The following is a 20912-nucleotide window of genomic DNA, read 5'->3' as shown; positions in this document are numbered from 1 at the left end:
CCCGCGCTTCAGGCGACGTCGACGGCGTCGAGCGCCCGTGCCCACGGGAACGCGGACGGGTCTCCGTGCTTCGGCGGGTGCGGCTCGTAGCCGTCGGCGCCATCGAGGTAGCGCACCCCCTGGGACCGCAGGTCGGCGACGCTCCGGGCGATCGACGGTTGGGCGCCCTGCGCACGGTTGAAGTAGGGCATGGCGATCACCGGCACGCCCATGTGCACGCCTTCGGTCACGAGACCCAGCGCAAGGGTGTCCGCGATGCCGGCGCCCCACTTGTTCAGACTCGTCGCCGACAGCGGCGCGACAAGCATCACGTCCGCCTTCGGCAGCACGTCGCTCTCCCACGGCAACTTGTACTGCGACCGCACCGGATGCCCGGTCAACTCCTCCAGCTCCCCCATCCGCGGCTGCCACCAGCGCGCCGCGGACGGCGTGAGGACGAGACAGACGTCCCAGCCCCGGTCCTGCGCGTGGCGGACGCCTTCGTCGACATGCTGCGCCGGGCCGGCCGCGCAGGCGATCAGATACAAGGTGCTCATGCGGTGAGTCCACAGTCCCCGGCCAGACGGCGCAAGGCTGCGCTGGGCATGGGGGTCAGCCATAGGCTGCGCCACCTGGAACCGCAATGCAGGCAGCGCCCACGGCCCTGTGGACCCGTTCCGTCTTCGGGCGCGAGGGGGACTTTCGCGTTTCCCGACCGGGCCTCACCAAAAACGGCCTTGCCCCATACTGGCAGTGACGAGGCTGCAAGAAGGGGCAAGGCCGTGACGTCTCAAACTGGAACTCCCGACCCCTACTCGAACCCGCTTGTCTTCGGTCAGCGGTTGCAGATCCTCCGGCAGCGGAAGGGCATGACGCGCGCTCAGCTCGGCGGCCTGCTGGGACTCACCGGTTCCTGGGTCAAGAGCGTGGAAACCGGGCGGCTCCAGACCCCGCGGTTGGACGTGATCCTTCAGATCGCCCAGGTCCTACGGGTAGGTAACCTCAATGAGTTGACCGGTCACGACATTTCCGTCGACCTCTTCGCCGGTCCAGGGCACCCCCGCCTGGCCGCCGTGAAGACAGCCGTTGATTCGTTCCCCTTCAGAGATCAGCAAGGAGCGCCGCCTGCCGCGCACCTGCGCGCTCGTCTTGATACGGCCTGGAGCGCCCGGCACAAAGCACCCAACCACCGAGAGGTCATCGGTGCCCTGCTCCCGGATCTCATCCGCGACGCCCAGGCAGCGGTCCATCAGGCGGAGCGAGCCGAGGAGCGCAGGAAGGCTCAGGCGATCCTCAGCGAGACGTACTCCCTGTGCCAGTTCTTCGTCGCCTACCAGCCCGATGCCCCTCTGCTGTGGCGCGTCGTCGAGCGGGGCCTGATCGCAGCGCAGGAGAGCGAGGACCCGCGGGCCATCGGCCTCGCCGCGTGGCTCGCCGCACAGGCGCACCGGGACTCGGGGCCCGCCCACTTCGAAGCCGCCGACAGCGTCACCCATGACGCACTGGCCTACCTGACGCCTCTCCTGCCGGACGCGTCCGACGAGGTGCTCGCGATCGCGGGGGCGCTGACGTTCGAAGCCGGTTACACAGCGGCACGCCGCAAGGAGACCGGCGTCGCATGGCGATTCTGGGACCAGGCGCGTGACATGGCGGATCACCTGCCGGAGAGCTACTACGACCCCGTCACGTCCTTCTCACAGGCCATCATGGGCGCTCACGCCGTTACCGTCGCGGTGGAACTTCATGCCGGTGGGGAGTCCGTCCGGCAGGCGGCGGCAGCCGACGCCGTCACCATCCCGTCCCGTCCGCGCAGGGCCCGGCACCGGATCGAAGAGGCTCGGGGATACCAACTCGACGGGCAGCCGGACGCTGCCCTTGCCACGCTGGCCAAGGCGTATGAAGCCGCCCCGGAAACGATCAGGTACAACGGATACGCCAAGGCGATCATCCTGGAGGAGGCCGAGTCCAAGACGCCGGCCAGGCGTCGCCGGGCCTCGGAACTCGCCGTCAGGATCGGCGTTCTCGCTGCGTGAGCGAGGGGGCACAGACTGTGCCCCCTGTTCCGCTCGTCAACTCCTACCGTCGTAGCCCTGGCTCCGGCGGCCGCCTACGCGGCCCCGGCGCACGGCCCGACTGGACGGAGTCAACATGAGCGAAAGTGATGCCCCCTCAGCGGGGCTGAGAAGCGAGTCCCCGGAGATCGAGTCGATGCGCGCCGCCGCGGCCGAACTGCTCGACGAAGGCGCGCCGCTGCCCCGCTTCGATGACCTGGGTGAGATGACGGCCCGGTTGCGGGGCCATCTCCAGGTGCTGATCCGTCCGGTGGAGAACGCCGCCCGGGCGCTCCCAGAGCACGACGGTGGACGGATCCGCACACTTTTGTCCGTCGAGAGCGCCCGCGTGCGCCTGGCGGCATCGCCGGGTGCGGGGCTGGTGTCCGCAACCCGCCACGCGCGCAATCTCGCTCACGAGCTGACATGGCTCTGCGACCACTACGAGACGCTTGCCGGTACCCCCACCGTGGAGCCGTCATGAGCACGCCGCGCGAGCCGGTGTCCGGCGGCCGGCCCTTGAATCCGGGAGACGGGGACCAGTCCGCGCACTCCGCTGCCGCGGTCACGACCTGGTGCCATTGGCACAAGGGCGAGACGACCACCGGCCTGCTCATCACCGTGATCGAGCAGGCGTCAGGGCCGGGCGCTGCCGTCTACGCCTGTGAGGGGTGCCGCCAGATCTACAGGCTGGAGCCTGCCTGAGGCTGCCCTGCCGGCTGATGAGGCGCGACCTGGCGCCGGTGACGCAGCAGGTCAGGACTGGCCCGCCCCCGAGGTAGGGACCTCTCGGAGCGGGCCACCAGCCCCCGCAGTGGCATTCTGGGGCGACGCAACCTGGGATGCCTGCCGCCGAAGACGGTCTGCGGCATCTGCTCAATGAGTGGGACCCCATCGGAGTCGCCGACCTCGTACAGGACGAGTACGACTGCATGCTGCGCCCGTTGCGCGACTTGCTCCGTGACGGCGCCGACCAGAGACGGATCGGCAACTTCCTGCGGCAGGAGCTGGAGGATCACTTCGGACTTACTCCTCTGCCCTCGGAGCCAGCAGCGATGGCAGCCCGCGTGATGTCCTGGTGGACATCAGCCTGCCGGACCGATCTCCCAGGCAGCGTGTAGCCGCTCCCTTCAGCTCGCTCCGGTTGTTGGTTGGGAGTGACGTTGACTGATCCGCAATGGGCGCGGATCGCGCCGTTACTTCCGGAGCGGACGCCGAACTTGGTGGCCGGTGGCGAGACCATCGCGTCGACGCGACCGCGTGGAAGTTCCAGACCGGCACCCCGGCGGTTCACCTCGCCACTTCGGCGGCCTCACACACCGGCGTCCTGCCCGTGGGAGCCCGCCCGGCCCCTTGAAGATACGGAACCCCAGATGTTCACGATGCGTCCGGCCACCGCAGCGGACACCCCCGCCGTCGCCGCCATGATCCGCGCCCGCTCCACCTGGCTGGAGGAGCGCGGCATGCCGACCTGGCGCGACAGCGCGGACGACCTCGCAGCCCAGGCCGAGAACCCCCACGGCGCGATGTGGGTGCTCGAAGCCGACGGTGCCCACGTCGTGGGCTGCACCACCGTGATGCGGGAAACCCTGCCGTGGGGCTGGACCGACGAGGAGCTCGACGAGCCCGCCGACTACCTCTTCACGACGGTGACGGACCCGGCCTACCGCCACCACAAGCCCGCAACCCTGATCGCCCTGTGGGCCGTGGATCGCGCCGCCCGCGAGGGGAAGCAGTGGGTACGGCGAGGCTGCATGTTCCCTGGCCTGGTCCGCTATTACGAGACGCAGAGCTTCACCCTGCTCCACGAGGTCCAGCGCACGCACAACCGCATCTACCTCATGGCACGGCGAGCGGAACGACTCCCTGCCATCAGGACCGTAGAAGACTGACGAGGGCCGTCACATGCCGGCCGCCGTCCGCTCCACCTCCGCGAACTCAGGCAACCGGCCTTCGCTCACACCGCCGAGCACTCCGCCGGAAGCGTGACCGTTCCGGCTTGGTGCTCGAACGTGTCCATCACGAGCCACTCGTCCAGCTCCGGGTCGTAGAGGTTCTGGACACCGAACTGAAGAACCTGCCAGAACGTACCCCGGTTCCCCTGGTCGACGTAGATGTCACCGAGCGCGAGCGGGAACCGCAGGAAATTTCCCGGCGGGAGTTTCGGCAGCACGACGCCGACCCTCCAGTGGTTCACATGCCGCTGCGGGTTCCGCTCCAGAGTCTCGGGGCCGACGAACCGGGCGGTCTGGAACGCCTGGTTTAGCTGGTCCAGATCGAATCCCGGAATCCGTGAACACGGATGTTCGGTCAGGCCGGGCCATTTATACGTCAGCGTGTAGAGCGAGCCGCGGTAGATCAGGTTCGTGAACCAGATCGGGTACTGCGGGCCTCCCGCGACCATCTGGCTGTCACCGCTTCTCCCCTGCCAGCTGAACGGCACCGTGACGCCCAGATCCCGGACGATGTACGTGCCCTTTCCCCGGAAGCCGCGGGGGAGCTGCGGGGGTGGTGGCTGTGTGTCCGGGTCCGACTTCGCGGCAACGGTTCCAAATGACGGTGCGGTCCGGATCGGCATTCCGGCGCCGGTCTTCGGCAGCACCGCCGCGACGAGTGCGACGACTCCGACGAGAGCCGCCGACGTCGCCGCCGCCCGGCGTGTGAGTTTCCAACCCATGGTCTTCCCTCGGCTCTCGCGTCGCGCCGACGCGGCGCGGAGTTCGGCTGAAGCGGCGCGATGCTCCCGGGCATACACAGCGTGGAAGCCACGGCGCTTCGGATGGGAGATTCCCTATCAAACAGGTGGAACGCCGACGGCAAGGCACGCCGCCTGTCGCGGCACGGCTCCGGGTTCTCTCCCCCGTACAGGCGATCGGTCACGTTACGCGGAATGCCGAATGGACCGCTCAGAATCCCCCGGATCCCAGGACCCCCGGGCTCCGGACTCTCGATTCCCCGGCGGCAGCCCCGCGGAACCCCGCGACGGCTACGGTGAACGCCTCCGGCGCCGTCCATGCCTGGTCGGACAGCGGACAGTTGCTTATGCCGTCAGGCTTCAACGCTCCAAGGGCAGAAGCCCCGACCGGGCCTCGACCGGGCGCCCGGGTGGTAAGAATAGGGACGTGTCGGAAGAGGCCCAGGTCAGCGCCCGGCGCAGGCGCAACCGTTGGGGGGAGGGCGAGCGGCTGCGCGGGGAGATCCTCGCCGCGGCCAGCCGGTTGCTGTCCGAGCTCGACGGGGAGGACGGGCTGACCATCCGCGGCGTCGCCCGCGCCGCCGGTATCGCGCCGGCCAGCATCTACCAGCACTTCACCGATCGTGCGGCGCTCGTAGCGGGCCTCACCGACCACGAGTTCGCCCGGCTCCACGCCGCGATGGAGGCGGCCGAGGTTCGCGTGGACTCCGGCGATGTGGTGGGCCGCGTGCGGGCGATGCTCCACGCCTCGTGCCGGTTCGCGATGGACAACCCGGGGCACTACCGGCTGATGACGGCCAACGGGCCTCCCCCGACCGCGCCCGGCGCCCGCCAGGCCGGGCCGCTGGCCGACGTGATCGACCTGCTCGTCGCCGGCTTCGCGCGCTGCGCGGCAGCGGGGGTCGCGCTCCGGGTGCCCGCCGAGCGAGCTGCCGTGATCGCGTTCGTCGGCGCGCACGGTCGCGTCGCCCTCTTCCAGAACTCCCCCAAGCACGCCGATGCGGACTCCGTGATGTCGTTCGTCGACGAGTTCGTGTCGCTCGTTTTTGCCTGAAACGCGGCGTCTCCTCCCCATATCTCATCCCGGCCGTTCTTCTCTGCGGCGGCGATCTCGACCAGGAGGGTGGACGAGTGCCCTCAAGATTCCTAACATCTGTTCAGTAAGTATCTGAACGATCGTTTGGTAACTTGACGGCTCCGCAGGAGGACCGCGGTGCCGCAGGTCGCGTCCGGCGCGTCCCGGCCGACGTGCCCCGTCCGGCGTGCCCCGGTACTCGACGGCGCGGAGCCGTTGCCCGTTCAGGCGCACGAACTCCCCGTGACGTGGTGAACCCGGAAGGATCGACATGTTTCACCTTGACCACCTCTGCCTGGGCGTCCGCGAGTTGGGCGACGGCGTCCGCCGGGTGCGGGAGGAGACAGGACTCGCCCACTACGACGGTGGCGTCTTCGCCGCCGGCATCGCGAACACGGTCTTCCCGCTCGGCGAGGACGTCTACCTGGAGGTCGAGGCGGTGACGGCACCCGCAGCCGAGCGGGATGCGGCGGCTGCCTGGTTCGACCGGGCCCTCGCGGACGGCGACCGGTGGATGTTCTGGAGCCTGCGCGCCGACACCCTTGAGGAGCTGGCCGCGGTCGCGCGGCGGCTCGGCGGCGAAGTGGCGCGGCTTCCGGGGCGCGTCCAGCCCGACGGCACCCAGCGCGTCATCACCACCGCGCCCGGCCCCGGCCGCGCACTCGACACGTGCTGGCGCCGGGGGCTGCCGAACTGGTTCTACCGGGAGGACCCCGCCACCAACCCGGATCGCGGGGCGACGGAGCGCGGTGATCGGGGGGCGGCGGTGACCCGCCTGGAGATCGGCGCTGACGCCGCGGAACTGCGGGAGCACATCGGTGCCGAGACCTTCGAGCGGCTGCCGCTGGCGGTCGTGCCCGGCCGGCCCGGCGTGCGCGCGGTCACGGTGCGCACCGCGTCCGGGCGCGAGGTCACGCTGCGCAGGGACCCGGCCGACCTGTAGAGCCTCCGGGAACCACCTCACCGAGGGGATCCGGCGCTCCGGCAACCCCAGCGGCGCCCGTGCCCACGGCACTTTGTCCGTTACCGGGCGGCGTGACACCGCGGGGCCAGGCGACGTAACCCCGCGGTCGCTCGCGCCCGTGCGCGGGTATGAAGAAGTCGTCGTCGCCTCCGTCCGGCCCCCTGGTGCCGGATATCCCCAGCACCCGTCCGCACATGGTGGACATCCCCCGGCCGCCGACACCTCCTCTCCCGCTCACCGGAAGGTCATGACCGTGCGCTACAGACGCCTTGTGAAGCCAGCCGCCTCGACCGCGCTCCTGCTGATCTGCGCCGTGGGCATCTCCATGCCGGCACAGGCCCGTCCCGTGCCGGACCAGCCCCGTCCGGCGCCGGCCTGGGTCGCCGAGGTCCCGGCGACCGACCCGCACCTGAGCTTCGACGGCCACTGGGGCCGCGTCGGCTCCAGCATGATCACTCCCAACTCCGGCTCCGCGCTGCGGTTCCGCTTCACCGGCCACACCCTCGCGGGCCGCTTCGACACCTCCGCGGTGACGCTGCCCGCCCAGGTCTACGTGTCCATCGACGGGGGGCCGCCCGCCCTGTACCAGGTGGACCAGGACCGGATCGACTTCACCGCGGTACCGCTTCAGGGCCGCCGGCACACCGCCGAGATCACCGTCAAGGACGTCAACGAGCACGCGAACCGGTGGGTCGTCCCGATGCAGTCCGGCCTGGTCCTCACGGGCCTGGAGCTGGACCGCGGCGCCCGCGTCCAGCGGGCGGCGCCGCGCGGGCCGCTCCGGATGGAGTTCCTGGGCGACTCCATCACCCAGGGCGTCAAGGCCCTGTGCGGGCAGGTCGGCACGGACTGCGACGACGGCACCAAGGACTTCGCCTACCTGACGGGACGGGCCTTCCACGCCCGCACCAGCCAGGTGGGCTTCGGCCGGCAGGGCATCCTGGTGCCGGGCAACGGCGGCGTTCCGACCGCCGGCCAGTCCTTCGGCTGGAACTTCCAGGACTCCCCGGCCGACCCGCGCTTTGGCCCCGACGCCGTGGTCGTCAACCAGGGCACGAACGACGGCGTCCTCGGCAAGGAGCCCTTCCTCCCCGGCTACCTGAGCTACCTGAAGCAGATCCGTGCCGCCTACCCGCACGCGTGGATCTTCGCGATGCGCCCCTTCGGCGGCTACAAGGCCGCCGACATCGCCACGGCCGTCACCCAGGCGGACGACCCCAGGATCGTCTACGTCGACACCACGGGCTGGCTGTCGGTGGACGCGGGCGACTACACCGACGGCGTCCACCCGGGCGTCGCGGCCCACGAGAGGGCAGCCCGGCTGCTGACCGGCGTCATCACGGCCACGACCGGCTGGAAGGCCGACCCGATCGGCTAGGCCGGGCCCGATGGCCGGGCCGACCCGATGGCCGGGGTCCGTCGAACCCGATGGCCGGGCCGACCCGATGGCCAGGGCCTTCCGTTCGGATCAGGCGGGATCAGGTGGGATCAGGCCGGATCAGGGAGCGGACTCCGGAGTGTGCGCGGCTGCCGGCGACCCCGACGGGAGGTCAAGGGCACGGGCCACCAGCTGCCCCCGGCTGCTCACGCCGAACTTGGTGAAGATGGATTTCAGATGGTCCTGCACGGTGTACCGGGACATGGCCAGGACGGAGGCGATTCCCGTCGAGGACCGGCCGGAGACCACCTGTTCCAGGATCTCCCGCTCCCGCACCGTCAGCTCGTAGACACGGGCCAGTGTCCGGGTGATGTCGGAGGCCGGTGTCGGCTGGATGACGACCGAGGCGCCGCTGTCCGGCTCCCCGTTCAGCGTCGAACCCCACAACGACAGCCAGCGTCCGGTGCGCGCCCGCACCCGTAGGTACGCCTCCTCGCCTCGCCCGGCTCGGGCCGCCGCCGCCACTTCGTGGAGGGGCAGCGTGCCGAGCTCGTGCAGCCACCGCCGCGCCGTCTCGTTGGCGACCAGGGTGCGGCCGAGCCGGTCGAGCACGAGGACACCCGGGCCGGGCACGCCCTGCGCCGCGGGCGGCGGCGTGCCGGCGCAGGCGCGGCGCAGGGCCACCGCGACCGGCCGCGACAGCGCGCGTACCAGCGCCGCGTCCCGCGCGGTGAAGTCCGTCCGCTCACCGCGCCGGAACAAGGACACCGCGCCCCAGCACTCCCCGTCCGCCAGGAAGACGGCACGCAGTTCGTGCTCGGCGCCGATGACCGGCAGGACCGTGCGGAAGCGGCGGCTCCTGCGCGGATCACCGCCCGTGCTGTCGCTGAGAATGCCGACCGTGCGGCCGCTCCGCGCCAGGTCGGCGAACTTGTCGACGTCGGACTCCAGGTACTCGTTGTGCGACGCGAGCGCGGCGTTGCCGGGCGGGATCCCCTCGGAGACGTCGTCGGTGACGAGCAGCGTCCAGGGGTCGACGGTGCCGAAGCAGAACGCGTCGTAGCGGACGTCCCTGCGCAGCCGGGCCATGACCCGGGAACGCAGCGTCCGCGAGTCCAGGCCGAGCCGGCATATCCGCTCGATGTCGTCCTGCAGCTTCGGCACGGGGACAGTGTAAGGACGCTCCCCAGGGACGATGTTCCAGCTCACCCCGGCCGTGCCGGCCGTCCGGCCCCGGTCGCGGGGTCCCAATCGGCCAGGGTCGGTACGGCGGCGGGCAGGGCCCGCACGGGGCAGGAGGACCAGGCAGAGCGCGACGGCGAGGGTGGCCTGTGCGGTGGTCATGCCGACCGGTCCCGGCGTTCGGCGCCCAGACGGGCGTAGTGGTCGAGGAGGTGGGGCGCGTCCACTGCCGCGGTGTCGACGACCTGCTCGGCCGGGGCGCCCTGGAGCATGCGTTTCACCGGGACCTCCAGCTTCTTGCCGGTGCGGGTGTGCGGGATGCCCGGTACTTCGAGGATCTCGTCGGGAACGTGGCGGGGTGAGGCACCGGTCCGGACGGCGTCGCGGATCTTCTCGCGAAGGGTGCCGTCCAGGACCGCGCCGGGCGTGAGGACCACGAACAGCGGCATCCAGTAGCCCCCGTCCGGCTCCTCCGCGCCGATGACCAGGGCCTCGGTGATCTCGGGCAGGCGTTCGACGACGTCGTGGATGTCGGCGCTGCCGAGCCGGACGCCGTTGCGGTTCAACGTGCTGTCGGAGCGGCCGTGGACGATCACCGAACCATGGGCGGTGTGGGTGATCCAGTCGCCGTGCCGCCAGACGCCGGGGTAGGAGGAGAAGTAGGCGTCCCGGTAGCGGCTGCCGTCGGGGTCGTTCCACAGGGACAGCGGCATCGACGGCATCGGGCGGGTGACGACGAGCTCGCCGACCTGGTCGGTGACCGCCGCGCCGTCGGCGTCGAACGCGGCCAGTGCCACGCCGAGATGGGGCGCCGACAGCTCCCCCGCCCAGACCGGCGTGGTGGGCGCGCTGCCCGCGAAGCCGGACACCACGTCGGTGCCGCCGCTGATCGAGGCCAGCAGCACACCGTGGCCCACGTGGTCGCGGACCCAGGGGTAGGCGGAGGCCGGCAGGGCGGAGCCGGTGCAGCCGATCACGCGGATGGACGACAGGTCGTGCACGGCTGGGTCGATACCGAACTTGGCCATGCCCAGGAGGTATTGGGGGCTGGTGCCGAAGACCGTGACGTGGTGCCGGGCGGCCAGTTCCCACAGAACGTCGGGCCTGGCGAGGGGCGCCGGGCTGCCCTCGTAGGTGCACGTCGTGGCACCGGTCAGAAGCGTTGAGGCGACCAGGTTCCACATCATCCAGTGGGTGGTGGTGTACCACAGGAGGCGGTCTCCTGGGCCGAGGTCGGAGTGCAGGCCCAGGGTCTTCAGATGCTCCAGCAGGACGCCGCCGTGGCCATGGACGATGCCCTTGGGCAGGCCGGTGGTGCCGGAGGAGAACACCACCCACAGCGGGTGGTCGAACGGCACCGGTGTACACGTGAGTTCCTCGGTGCGGGTGGACGTGTCCTCCCACGGGACGACCGGCGACGGGTGCGCCCGCGACGGCCACGGCAGCCCCATGTGGTCCACCAGGACGGTCGCCTTCAGCGTGGGCAGCGCGCCGGCGAGTTCGAGGGCGGCGTCGCGGCGATCGTGGACCTCGCCGTTGAAGAGGTAGCCGTCGGCAGCGATCAGCACGGTGGGTTCGAGCTGGGCGAACCGGTCGGCGGCCGCCGTGGGGGCGTAGTCCTGCCCGCACACCGACCACACGGCGCCCAGGCTCGCCGCGGCGAGGAACGCGGCGATCGCGTGCGGGGTGTTGGGCAGGTAGCCCACCACCCGGTCGCCCCTCCCCACGCCCAGGTCGCGCAGGGTCGCCGCGACGGAGGCGACCTGGGCCCGCAGCCGTTCGCCCGTCACCTGGTAGCCGGCGCCGGCTTCGTCAAGGGCGATGACCGCCGGGGCGCCGGAGGGCAGGTTGCGCAGCGCGTGGTGCGTGTAGTTGAGGGTGGCGCCGGGGAACCAGCGTGCGCCGGGCATGGTCTCCTCGGCCAGCACCTCCTCGTAGGGGGTCTCCGCGTCGATGTCGAAGTACTCCCACACCGCGCCCCAGAAACCCGCCAGGTCGGTGACCGACCAGCGGTGCAGGGCGGTGTAGTCGGTTCCGTCCACTCCGGCGTGGCGGGCGAAGTCCATGATGCGGCTGCCCGCGGCGGTCCGCGGATCGGGTGTCATGAAGGGGTCCGGGTACGGCATGGTCATCGTGTGGCGCTCCTCGGCAGGCGATTGTCGCCGGTCCGCGGGGATGGGTGGGGGCCGCGCGTGGTGTGCAGGAGGGGGGCCCAGGCGGCGGCGCCGGTGAAGTCCCGGCCCCCGGCCGGGACGACGTCCAGGACGACGCGGTCCGGTCGCAGCAGTACGGCGTCCGCTCTTCCCGCGCGCAGCCAGTCGGCAAGACGGCCGTCGTCGCCGAGCTGGGCCACGGAGAGGACCGGGGCGCTCAGGCCGGCGGCGAGGGCCTGTAGCGAGGGGGCGAGCGGCACGGCGCTCAGCACGGCGAAGGAGGCTCCGAGCAACTCGTCGAGCCGGGTTGACGCCCCGTCGGCGCGCACCCGCGGCTGCGGGCACAGACTGCCCCCGAGCCCTCGCCTGCTCAGCCGGGTGCGGCGCCGTACCAGCGGCCCCGCGGTCAGCGCCGGGCTCAGGTCGCGGGCAGCGGCCCTGGTGAGACCGGGGATGCGGACCGCCGCTCTCAGGGCGCCGCGGCGCAGTGCGGCGGCGCGGTCCTGGCCGCCGGTCATGGCCCAGCCGGTGGCTACGGCGAGACGTATCACATGGCGGGCGTGTGGCTTGCGTTCGCTCTCGTAGGTGTCCAGCAGCCGCTCGTCGGAGCCCTGCTGGAGGACGCGGGCGAGTTTCCAGGCGAGGTTGTAGGCATCCCGCAGGCCACCGCAGAGCCCTTGCCCGATGAACGGCGGGGTGAGGTGGGCGGCATCACCCAGGAGGAGGACCCGTCCGCTCCGCCACCGGTCGGCGACGCGTGCCCGGAAGGTGTACCGCGCCTCGCGGACGACCTCGAAGTCCCCCTCGTACGAGCGTGGAAGCCAGGGAGCGACCAGCTCGCGGACCGGCCGCTCCTGCCCGTCGTGCAGCCGGAACTCCCAGCGGTAGGTGTCCTCGCCGACGCGCATGAAGGTGGCCGGTCGGTCCGGGTCGCAGACCTGGTCGACGCCCTCCCAGCAGCGCACACCGGCGCTCGTGCGCACGTCGATGACGGTCCAGCTCTCCTCGAAGCCCAGGTCCTCCCAGACGGCACCGATGGCGTCGCGCGTGAGGCTGTTCGCACCGTCGCAGCCCAGGACCGCGTCGGCCCACAGCTGCCGCTCGCCGTCGTCGTCGCGGTACGTCACACGGACCGGGCCTTCGGTCTCCGGGCCGATGCCGGTGACCTCCACCCCGCCCCGCAGTTCGCATGCGGGGCGCCGGGCCAGGGCCTCGCGCAGCAGCCGCTCGAGTACGGGCTGTTCGAACATGCTGGTCTGCGGGTAGCCGTGCGGACCGTGTCCGGTGCGGCGGAACTCGGCCATCACCCGGTGCCGGGCGTCGAGCAGCCGCAGCCCGTTGCCCGGGCGGGCGATCTCGGAGAATTGCTCACCTATGCCCGCGGCCTGGATGATCCGGCGTACCTCGTCGTCGACGACCAGGGCGCGCGGGAGGGGATAGACGCCGGTGTGGCGTTCCAGCAGGACGCTGGGTACTCCGCGCCGGGCGAGCAGGAGGGCGGCGGTCACGCCCACGGGCCCGGCTCCGATGATCACCACTGGCACGTGCTCGGCGGGGTGGGGCGGCGCGGCTCGGTCGGCGGTCATGTGCGGCTCACTCCGGGTCTCGGTGCGCGTCGGTCACGGGGGTGCGCTGCTCGCCCAGGTCGATCCGCCCGTCGGGGGTGGCGATGTTGGCGGTGACGGTGTCGCCCGCGTGCAGGTAGCGCGGGTTCCTCGCCTGGCTTCTGAAGAACGTCTTCCACTTCAGGGCCGGCGGCAGCAGTGCACCGATCTTCTCGACCGGCTTGGGCGGGGCCTTCAGTGCCGTGCCGCCGGGAGTGCCGGTCAGCAGCAGGTCACCGGGGTCGAGGGTCTGGAAGCGGGCGAGCAGGGTGAGGGCTCGTGCGGGGCGGACGATCATGTCGGCGAGGGTGCGGTCCTGGCGCAGGTCGCCGTTGACGCCCAACTTCAGCCGCAGGTCGAGGAGATGGGCGAAGTCCTCGGGCTCCAGGAGTGTCAGGTAGGGGCCGCACGGTGTGAAGGTCGGGTACGACTTGCTCTCGTAGAACTGCGTCTTGGCCAGCTGCACGTCACGGGCGCTGACGTCGTCGGTGATGACGAGCCCGGCGACGTACGCGGGAAGGTCCCGTTCCTCGACCACGGTGCCGATGGGCAGGCAGGCGCCCATGACCAGGCCGAGTTCGACCTCGTAGTCGAGGAGCTTCACGTGTGGGGGCCGCACGACGGGGTCCCTCGGGCCGCTGACCGAGCCTGATGCCTTGCGGAAGAAGGTCGGCGGGATGTCACCCGTGAAGCCCGAATCGCGAGCGTGGCTGTGGTAGTTGACCATCTGCGCGACCACGCGGCAGGGCGTGGTGACCGGGGAGAGCACCCTGAGATCCATGACGGGCGTGCCCGGCCCGCCGGAATGGGCCGCCTCTTCGACGGCGGCGCGGTCGGCGATCAGTTCGGCTGTCGTGGTGGCCTTGGTGTCGGCGAGGACGGCTCGGTCGTCGCGGACGACCCACCAGCCTTCGGCGGTGCGCAGGACGTTCGTAGTCATGTCGTTGCTCTCGTCAGACGGGTGGAGGTCAGGAGTTGACGGCCTTGAGCAGGCCCAGCAGACGCGCCGGGTCCAGCTCGTTGTCGCCGCGCAGGGCCTCGACGACGTCGCGGACCCGCCTCGGCGAGGGGCTCGCGCCGAGGAAGTCGCGGGTGGCAGGCGGCCCCCACTGGGCCAGCCCGCTCGTCGACATGGGGGCCCAGCCGGGCTCGACGTCGCGGGAGAAGAGGTCGCCGTCCGCGAAGTGCTCCAGCATGAGGTGGCCGGGGTCGCGCCAGTAGTCGAAGAGCTGGCTTCCCAGGATGTGCCGGCCGATGCCCCAACTGCGCCGGTAGCCGCGCTCGCTGAGGTACTCGCCGCCGGCCGCGAGCGAGTCGAGATCGGTGACCTGGTAGGCGGAGTGGACGTACCCGTTGCCCGGCCCCAGGTGCAGGGCGAGGGTGTGGTGGTCGACGGCGAGGCTGCCCTGGTCGCAGCGGATGAACGCCATGGTCGGGCCGCGGTCGCGCTGGCCGTCCAGGAAGAGGAAGTCGGACACGATCATGCCGAGGGTGTCCAGGTACCAGTCCAGGCACCGGGCGAACACCCTCGTTTCCAGCACCACGTGGCCAAGCCTCTGGATCCGGGACGGCTCTCGCGGCGGGCGCTGGGGGGCGTTCGTGCGACCGCGATCCGTGCCGAAGTTGAGCGGCAGCGGGTGCTGTCCCGGCAGCTCGGGCAGGGTTTGTGAACAGTGCGCCACTCGCACCGGCAGGCCCGAGGGGTCGAGCAGGTCGACCACCCGGCCGCCGCCGGGGACGTCCGCGTCGCGCACGTCGGTGCCGGTGGCGCGGGCCAGCCGGTCCAGGTCGGTGCGTTCGGCGGCTCGGAACGCCGGGCCGATGAAGCGGGACGTACGACCGCGCCGGATCACCATGCAGGGCGAGCCCGCGAAGGTGCCCCGCAGCCACAGCTCCCGCTCGGTGCACGCTGCGATCTGGAAGCCGAAGTCACGGGCGAAGACCGCGGCCCGCTCCAGGTCCGGCTTCTCGAACTCCAGCCAGGCCAGGTCCGCCACCTTGATCACGGGATTCCCGGAGCTGCCCGGATGCTCGCCGCGCAGAGCGCCCCGCTCGCTGTGGAGGTCCTGGTGGGCCGTTGCGACACCAGCCCGGTCGAGGCGGGTTTCAGACATGGCGCCCTCCAAGACATCGCGTAATGATGAAAGGCATAATGATGAAACTATCAGTTATGACAACTCCATCGTCAAGGTCTTCGCGGCGAGAGATGGCGATGCGCGCGCTCACGGGACCCGCACGCTCGGGGTGCGCGCATCGGCCGCTTCTGCGGCCGGGCCGTCGTCCGCCTGGCGACCGGCCGCGGGCCTGATGCGGCGGGGGGCGGAGGCCAGGCAGGCGAGCGCGGCGAGAACGATGATCACGGAGATGACGGCCATGGCATCGGTGAAGCCGGCCATGAAGGCGTCGCGGACGTCGTCGGCGAGCCGGAGTCCTCGTGCACCCAGGTGGGAGGCGACTTCCAGCCCTCCGGCGGCGGAATGACGAACGGTTTCGGCGGCGCCGGAGGGCAGCTGACCGAGGGTGCTCGGCAGGGCGGAGCGGTACCGGCTGGAGAAGACCGAGCCCATGATGGCGATGCCGACGGCGGAGCCGACCTCGCGGGTGGCGTCGTTCATGGCGGAGGCCACGCCCTGGCGGTCGGGACCGAGGGAGTCGACGATCGCACTGGTGCCCGAGGAACCGACCAGGCCGATCCCGGCACCGGCGAGGATCAGGGCCACGAGGAACGCGGGATAGCCGCTGCCGGCATCCAGGCGGGTCAGCCGGAGCATGCCCGCAGCCAGGCACAGCAGGCCGGCGGGCATCACGGCCTTGTGACCGAGACGGTGGACGAGCCGGGGGGCGAGCTGCGAGGCGGGCAGCACCACGGCGGCGACGGGGATGAGGGCGACGGCGCTCCTGAGGGGCCCGTAGCCGAGGATGAGCTGGAGGAACTGCAGGCCGACGAAGAAGAACCCGAAGACGGCCATGAACTGGGTCAGGACCGCGATGGTGCCGGCGCGGAAGCCGCGGAGGCCGAACAGGCGGGGGTCCAGGAGCGGGTGGCGGCTGCGCAGCCCGAGCAGCGCGTAGCCGACCAGGCCCAGCACGGAGACGGCGAAGGCGGCCAGGACCTCAGGTCGCGTCCAGCCCCGGTCGCTGCCCTCGATGATCCCGTAGACGAGGGTGCCGACCATGAGAGCGGTGGTCACGGCGCCGCCCCGGTCGAAGGGCTCGGGCTCGGAACTCCTCGTCTCCGGCGCCAGGAGCAGGGCGGCCAGGGCGCACGCCAGGGAGGTGATGGCGCTGACGACGAAGATCGACCTCCAGGTCCACTGCTCCAGGAGCCCTCCGGCGATCAGCATGCCGATGATGGCGCCGGCTGCGGCGAACCCGGACCAGGTGGCCACCCCGCGGTCCTTCCTGCCGGCGGGGAAGACGGAGGTGATCGTGGACAGGGTGCCCGGCATGATCATGGCCGCGCCGACACCCATCACCACACGCCAGACGATCAGGTGGGCGGTGGAGTCGGAGAAGGCGGCGAGCAGGGCTGCCGCGCCGAAGACCAGGTTGCCGAGGATGAGGACCTTGCGGCGGCCGAAGAGGTCACCGAGTGCGCCCATGGGCAGGACCAGGGCGGCCAGCGCGACGGTGTAGCCGTCGGCTATCCAGGTCAAGGACGAGTTGGTGGCGTCGAGGTCCACGGCGAGGTCCGGCAGGGCCAGGTTGAGCGCGGAGACCGACGCGACGACCAGGACCAGGGACAGGCACATGGCGGAGAGGACGCCGCGGGTACCGGCGCGACCCGCATGGATCGGGCTGTCACCGCTTGCAGGCATGTTCATGGAATCGATCGTAACTGAGGATTTCATCAGTTACGATCGCAGCATTCACTCAGTGCTGTGATGTGCCTTCGCATCAGCGGGGTGGATCCGGCGGAGGGCGCAAGGGGCGTCCCGCCGGCCAGGGCGGGGGTGCGAGACTCGCGCATGGCGGGCGGCCGTTGGATTGCGGGCGCCCGCTGGACGGTGATCGGCAACCGCCGCCGGGGAGGCCCCGGGCTCAGCCCTGAATGACCGCGAGCGGGCGGAGACCGCGCCACTCGCCCGCGGGTTCCTGTTGCTACCGGGCCACCCGGCCCTAACTCACGGCCGGCAGAGGCCGGGTGGCCACCTCGTGGGCTTCGTCCGCGGGCAGGCCGAGCATGCGCAGTACCATCTCGGCCGTCTGCTCGCCCGCCGCCTCGGGGAGGTCGCTGGTGGCGCCGAGCTGGACCAGCCCGAGGACGGCTCCCCCGACCACGCTCAGCGCGACCTGGGCGTCGGCGATACGGAACCGGCCGGATGCCTTGCCGACCTCGATGTCGCGCAGGGCCCGCGGGCCCAGCCCCGTCCCGCTGTGCACGTGCTGCAGTCCGCGGAAGCGGAGGATTGCCGTGATCTCGGGGTGGCTCGCGGCCAGTTGGAGGGTGAGGCGCACGCTGGCAGCGAACGTCTCCGCCGGATCGTCGATCCCGGAGGTGACCGAGTCCAGCAGCTGCCCGTACTCCTCCAGCGCGTCGGCGACGGCCGCGTCGAAGAGCGCGTCCTTCGTCTCGAAGTGGTTGTAGAAGGTGCCGAAACCGACATCCGCACGGTCGGCGATGGCTTGGATGCTCACCTCCGTACCGGCCTGCTCGGCCAGCATCTGGCGGGCGGCACCGATGAGCGCCTGACGGGTCTTGGCCCGACGGCGCTCGAAGCGGTTGGCAGGCTGAGTGGCCGAGGACTGCATGACTCGATTCTAGTCGATAACAGAACTGATGGAATTGTCAGGACTTGCGGGCGCCGCTCGTGCGACGAGCGGCGAGCACCCGCACCGGTGGAACAGCCGCACCCGCGGTCTCCCAGATTTCTGGGATTCCGGGAGCCGCAGCCTCCGCATAGCGTCGATCGAAACCACCAGCCGGAGAGCGAAAGGAACGAAGTGAGTTCTCCCTATGTGGCCCTGGCCGGCGAGCACGAGCGACTGGAGTGGCTCGGCGGCGGGATCATGGAGGTTCTGCTGGACGCCGAGCACACGGGCGGCCATCTGAGCCTGTTCCGCTCGACCGTGCCGACCGCCACGGCCGCACCCGTGCACGTGCACCCCGACGAGGACGAGATCTTCGTGATGCTGCGCGGCAGCGGCCTGATCTGGGCGGGTGACCGCCGCTTCGAACTCCACGCGGGCGGGGTCGCCTTCCTGCCGCGCGCCGTCCCCCACGCGTACCGGTTCACCTCGGACGACGTCGACATGCTGGCGATCGCCACACCCTCGGGCATGGAGGGTTTCCTCCGCGACGCGGGCTGGGACCTCTCCCGGCCGAAGCCGGCGGGCTGGGCCGTGACCCCGGAGGCCCTGCGCAGGTCGGCCGCCGCGAACGGGCAGGTCGTGCTCGGGCCTCCGCTGGCCGCCGACGAGATGATTCCGGCCGCTCTCCTCGACACGCAGCGGTGACCCGGAACGCCATCAGGGAGATATCGGACCGGATGGCCGGTCCCCGTGCCGTCCCACCGCCGGACCGGCCTCGTCACACGCGACGGCCGGCGCAGCACCTTCGGAGATCGATGAACACCAGGAAGTCCTCCCTCAAGAACCGGACGGCACTCGCCAAGAACCGGATGGCACTCGCCGCGGCGATCGCCGCCGCGGTGGGTGCCCTCGCCCCGGCGCCCTACGCCTCCGCGTCGGACCGAGCCCCGCTCCACGACGCCCAGGTCGTCACCCACGTGAGGACGGCGGCGGCCTTCGACTTCGCGGCCGGCGAGTCGCCGGAGAACATCACCGTCGGCCCGGACGGTTCGGTCACCCTGTCCATGCTCGGCATCCCGGTCGGCAAGGCGCCGGAGCTGGTGCGCGTCGCCCCGTCCGGGGAGCGCACGGTGCTGGTCACCGGGCACGCGGGGGACGCCTTCGCCGGCAATGCGCTCGACGACCGGGGCAACGTCTACTACAACGTCTTCTCCACCGACGCCTCGCGGTCGGGCGTGTGGAAGCTCGCGCCCGGCGGCTCCCCGGTGCGCCTCGCGGGCCTGCCCGAGGGCGCGTTGCCGAACGGTCTGGCCATCGACCCGTCCGGCCGGGCGCTGTACGTGGCGGACAGCGTCAAGGCCACCGTCTGGTCGGTTCCCGCCTCCGGCGGCACGGCCACGGCCTGGCTGGCCGGTGACGCCCTGGCGATGGACGGCTCCTCGCCCACGTCGTACGGCGCGAACGGGCTCCGCTTCCACGACGGCGCCGTGTGGATCTCCAACCAGAGCAGGGGCACGCTGCTGCGGGCGCCGGTGGCCGCCGACGGCAGCGCCGGACCGATCCGCACCGTCACCACCAAAGTGCCGGGGATCGACGACTTCACCTTCCTGAACGGGCGCTCCGACGTGGTCTTCGCCGCGCTGCACGCGACGAACGAGATCGCCCTGGTCCGCCCGGACGGGACGGCGGAGACGGTCCTGACGGCGGCGGACGGCATCGCCTCGCCCACCGCCACCGCGGTGCGCGGCGACCGGCTGTACATCACGGACAGCAGCCTCGACCAGACGCCGCACGTGCCGAAGCTGCAGGAAGGCAGGATCGATCTCTCCGCCCTCTCCGCCCTCTCTGCCCTCTTCGGTCGCGGCGCTTCCTGATCGGGGCCTACGCCATATCCCGCGGCCATAACGGCCGTAACGGCCGTCCACTGCGGCCGGGCCCCCTGTGGCCGAGTGGACGGCCGACGACCCGCGGCCGGTCGGGTCGGCCGGCTTCAGCCCGCGTCGAGCACCTCCCGCAGCCTGCGCGCGAACGCCTCCGGCTGCCCGGCGGGGCCGAACCGCCCGTCGAGGAAGCCGCCGTGGTGGCTCGGGAACACCGCCGGCTGCCGGCCGAGGAGCGCGGCCATGGCCACCGAGGTGCGCGCGGTGAGGGCGTCGCGGGTCTCCTCCCCGACCGCGATCACGACCCGCGTCGGCGCCGCGGTGAGCGCGCCGGTGTCGGGCCGGTGGCCGCTGACCGCCCGGGACCGGTCGGAGAGCAGCGGATCCTGGCGGGTGCCGTCGTCCTCGGCCGGCATCCCGAAGGCGGCGGGGTCCGGCGCGGGCTGCGCGAAGTAGTCGTCGGTGAACTCGCCCTGCCACGACGTCATCGCGATGAAGGCCGCCATGCCGGCGCCCCAGCCCCGTGCCTCGTACGCGTCCCGGACGCCGGCGAACGCGCGCTCGGCGGCCTCGGCGTCGGGGAGCACCGTGAAGAGCGGGGGCTCATGCGCCACCAGGGTGGTCACGTCACCGGGGTACGCCGCCACGAGGGCGAGCGCGGTCACCGCGCCGCCACTGCTCGCGAACATCTCGACCGGCCCCGCGCCGAGCGCCTCGATGACGGCGTGCACGTCGGCGGCCTGGGTCTCCGGGACGTGGTCGACGCGGCCGTCCTTGCGGGCGCTGCGGCCGAGGCCGCGCGGGTCGTAGGTGATCACGGTGCGATCGGGGAAGTACGAGGCCAGGGCGCCGAAGCCGCTGGCGTCCATGGGCTGGCCGATCATGACCAGCGGCGGGCGGCCGCCGGCGGTGGGCAGCGGGCCGCGGACGTCGTAGACGAGATCGGCCTCGGAGGTTTCGAGCTTCTGGGTAGTCGTCGTCATGTGCCTGTAGACCCTCTCGGTGGCGGAAACTCATCGGCCCCTGTACCGGTATACCGGCCTTGTACCAGGAGCCGCCGCACCCGACCGGCCGCACGCCAGGAGCCGCCTCGCCCCATCAGCCCCACGCCAGGCCGGGAACCGTCGCGCCCGACCAGCCCACCGCCAGGCCAGGAGCCGCCGCACCCGACCGGCCGCACGCCAGGAGCCGCCTCGCCC

20 protein-coding genes are annotated in these 20912 nt (G+C 71.5%); 10 read left to right on the top strand and 10 right to left on the bottom strand.

Annotation, left to right across the window (positions count from 1 at the left end):
- Positions 1-8 precede the first annotated feature (8 nt).
- The gene (locus tag Sm713_RS05865; RefSeq protein ID WP_212908597.1) at positions 9-536 is read right to left on the bottom strand and encodes a flavoprotein; all 528 of its coding nucleotides are present in this window, start codon (positions 534-536) and stop codon (positions 9-11) included.
- Between the two features lie 225 nt (positions 537-761).
- Between Sm713_RS05865 and Sm713_RS05860 the strand changes: the two genes are divergently transcribed.
- The 5 genes from Sm713_RS05860 to Sm713_RS05840 all read left to right on the top strand — a co-directional run bounded on the left by Sm713_RS05860 (position 762) and on the right by Sm713_RS05840 (position 3922).
- Positions 762-2012: a helix-turn-helix transcriptional regulator gene (locus tag Sm713_RS05860; RefSeq protein WP_283249761.1), complete on the top strand. Its 1251-nt coding sequence runs from the start codon at positions 762-764 to the stop codon at positions 2010-2012.
- 115 nt (positions 2013-2127) lie between these two features.
- On the top strand, positions 2128-2514 hold the full coding sequence (locus Sm713_RS05855; RefSeq protein WP_212908596.1) for a DUF6415 family natural product biosynthesis protein: 387 nt from the start codon (positions 2128-2130) through the stop codon (positions 2512-2514).
- Positions 2511-2735, top strand: a complete 225-nt coding sequence (locus tag Sm713_RS05850; RefSeq protein ID WP_249416121.1) for a hypothetical protein — start codon at positions 2511-2513, stop codon at positions 2733-2735. The genes Sm713_RS05855 and Sm713_RS05850 overlap by 4 nt, the downstream gene beginning before the upstream one ends.
- Before the next feature lie 137 nt (positions 2736-2872).
- Positions 2873-3151: a hypothetical protein gene (locus Sm713_RS05845; RefSeq protein ID WP_212908595.1), complete on the top strand. Its 279-nt coding sequence runs from the start codon at positions 2873-2875 to the stop codon at positions 3149-3151.
- 252 nt (positions 3152-3403) lie between these two features.
- Positions 3404-3922: a GNAT family N-acetyltransferase gene (locus Sm713_RS05840; protein WP_212908594.1), complete on the top strand. Its 519-nt coding sequence runs from the start codon at positions 3404-3406 to the stop codon at positions 3920-3922.
- A gap of 65 nt (positions 3923-3987) precedes the next feature.
- Here the strand turns inward: Sm713_RS05840 and Sm713_RS05835 are convergent, their stop codons facing one another.
- On the bottom strand, positions 3988-4707 hold the full coding sequence (locus tag Sm713_RS05835; protein WP_212908593.1) for a hypothetical protein: 720 nt from the start codon (positions 4705-4707) through the stop codon (positions 3988-3990).
- A gap of 445 nt (positions 4708-5152) precedes the next feature.
- On the opposite strand from Sm713_RS05835, the gene Sm713_RS05830 reads away from it, so the two are divergent.
- The 3 genes from Sm713_RS05830 (at position 5153) to Sm713_RS05820 (ending at position 8142) form a co-directional block, all read left to right on the top strand.
- Positions 5153-5779: a TetR/AcrR family transcriptional regulator gene (locus tag Sm713_RS05830; RefSeq protein WP_212908592.1), complete on the top strand. Its 627-nt coding sequence runs from the start codon at positions 5153-5155 to the stop codon at positions 5777-5779.
- 292 nt (positions 5780-6071) lie between these two features.
- Complete coding sequence (locus tag Sm713_RS05825) at positions 6072-6743, top strand: VOC family protein (RefSeq protein WP_212908591.1); 672 nt, start codon at positions 6072-6074, stop codon at positions 6741-6743.
- Between the two features lie 292 nt (positions 6744-7035).
- Entirely contained in the window at positions 7036-8142 is a 1107-nt protein-coding gene (locus Sm713_RS05820) for a GDSL-type esterase/lipase family protein (RefSeq protein ID WP_212908590.1), read from the top strand.
- A 120-nt stretch (positions 8143-8262) separates the two neighbouring features.
- On the opposite strand, the gene Sm713_RS05815 is transcribed toward Sm713_RS05820, so the two are convergent.
- The 7 genes from Sm713_RS05815 to Sm713_RS05785 all read right to left on the bottom strand — a co-directional run bounded on the left by Sm713_RS05815 (position 8263) and on the right by Sm713_RS05785 (position 17833).
- A complete protein-coding gene (locus tag Sm713_RS05815; protein WP_212908589.1) occupies positions 8263-9306 on the bottom strand; it encodes a LuxR C-terminal-related transcriptional regulator in 1044 nt (347 codons plus the stop codon).
- 176 nt (positions 9307-9482) lie between these two features.
- Entirely contained in the window at positions 9483-11456 is a 1974-nt protein-coding gene (locus Sm713_RS05810) for an acetoacetate--CoA ligase (protein WP_249416120.1), read from the bottom strand.
- Positions 11453-13063, bottom strand: coding sequence for a bifunctional 3-(3-hydroxy-phenyl)propionate/3-hydroxycinnamic acid hydroxylase (locus Sm713_RS05805; protein ID WP_212908588.1), 1611 nt, complete (start codon positions 13061-13063; stop codon positions 11453-11455). Before Sm713_RS05805 ends, Sm713_RS05810 begins: the two co-directional genes overlap by 4 nt.
- 7 nt (positions 13064-13070) lie before the next feature.
- Positions 13071-14021: a fumarylacetoacetate hydrolase family protein gene (locus Sm713_RS05800; RefSeq protein WP_212908587.1), complete on the bottom strand. Its 951-nt coding sequence runs from the start codon at positions 14019-14021 to the stop codon at positions 13071-13073.
- Between the two features lie 28 nt (positions 14022-14049).
- Positions 14050-15195: a VOC family protein gene (locus Sm713_RS05795; RefSeq protein WP_212908586.1), complete on the bottom strand. Its 1146-nt coding sequence runs from the start codon at positions 15193-15195 to the stop codon at positions 14050-14052.
- Between the two features lie 108 nt (positions 15196-15303).
- Positions 15304-16905 (bottom strand): MFS transporter, encoded by a 1602-nt coding sequence (locus tag Sm713_RS05790; protein WP_212908585.1) that lies wholly within the window; start codon positions 16903-16905, stop codon positions 15304-15306.
- Positions 16906-17200: 295 nt separating this feature from the next.
- Positions 17201-17833, bottom strand: a complete 633-nt coding sequence (locus tag Sm713_RS05785) for a TetR/AcrR family transcriptional regulator (RefSeq protein WP_212908584.1) — start codon at positions 17831-17833, stop codon at positions 17201-17203.
- Between the two features lie 192 nt (positions 17834-18025).
- On the opposite strand from Sm713_RS05785, the gene Sm713_RS05780 reads away from it, so the two are divergent.
- Together Sm713_RS05780 and Sm713_RS05775 are read left to right on the top strand one after the other, a co-directional pair.
- Positions 18026-18538: a cupin domain-containing protein gene (locus Sm713_RS05780; protein WP_212908583.1), complete on the top strand. Its 513-nt coding sequence runs from the start codon at positions 18026-18028 to the stop codon at positions 18536-18538.
- A 110-nt stretch (positions 18539-18648) separates the two neighbouring features.
- On the top strand, positions 18649-19707 hold the full coding sequence (locus Sm713_RS05775) for a hypothetical protein (RefSeq protein WP_212908582.1): 1059 nt from the start codon (positions 18649-18651) through the stop codon (positions 19705-19707).
- A gap of 116 nt (positions 19708-19823) precedes the next feature.
- On the opposite strand, the gene Sm713_RS05770 is transcribed toward Sm713_RS05775, so the two are convergent.
- Complete coding sequence (locus tag Sm713_RS05770) at positions 19824-20696, bottom strand: alpha/beta fold hydrolase (protein ID WP_212908581.1); 873 nt, start codon at positions 20694-20696, stop codon at positions 19824-19826.
- Positions 20697-20912 lie beyond the last annotated feature (216 nt).

The sequence above is a fragment of the Streptomyces sp. TS71-3 genome (genome assembly GCF_018327685.1).
Taxonomy (GTDB): domain Bacteria; phylum Actinomycetota; class Actinomycetes; order Streptomycetales; family Streptomycetaceae; genus Streptomyces.
This window is presented reverse-complemented; position numbering and strand designations above follow the sequence as displayed.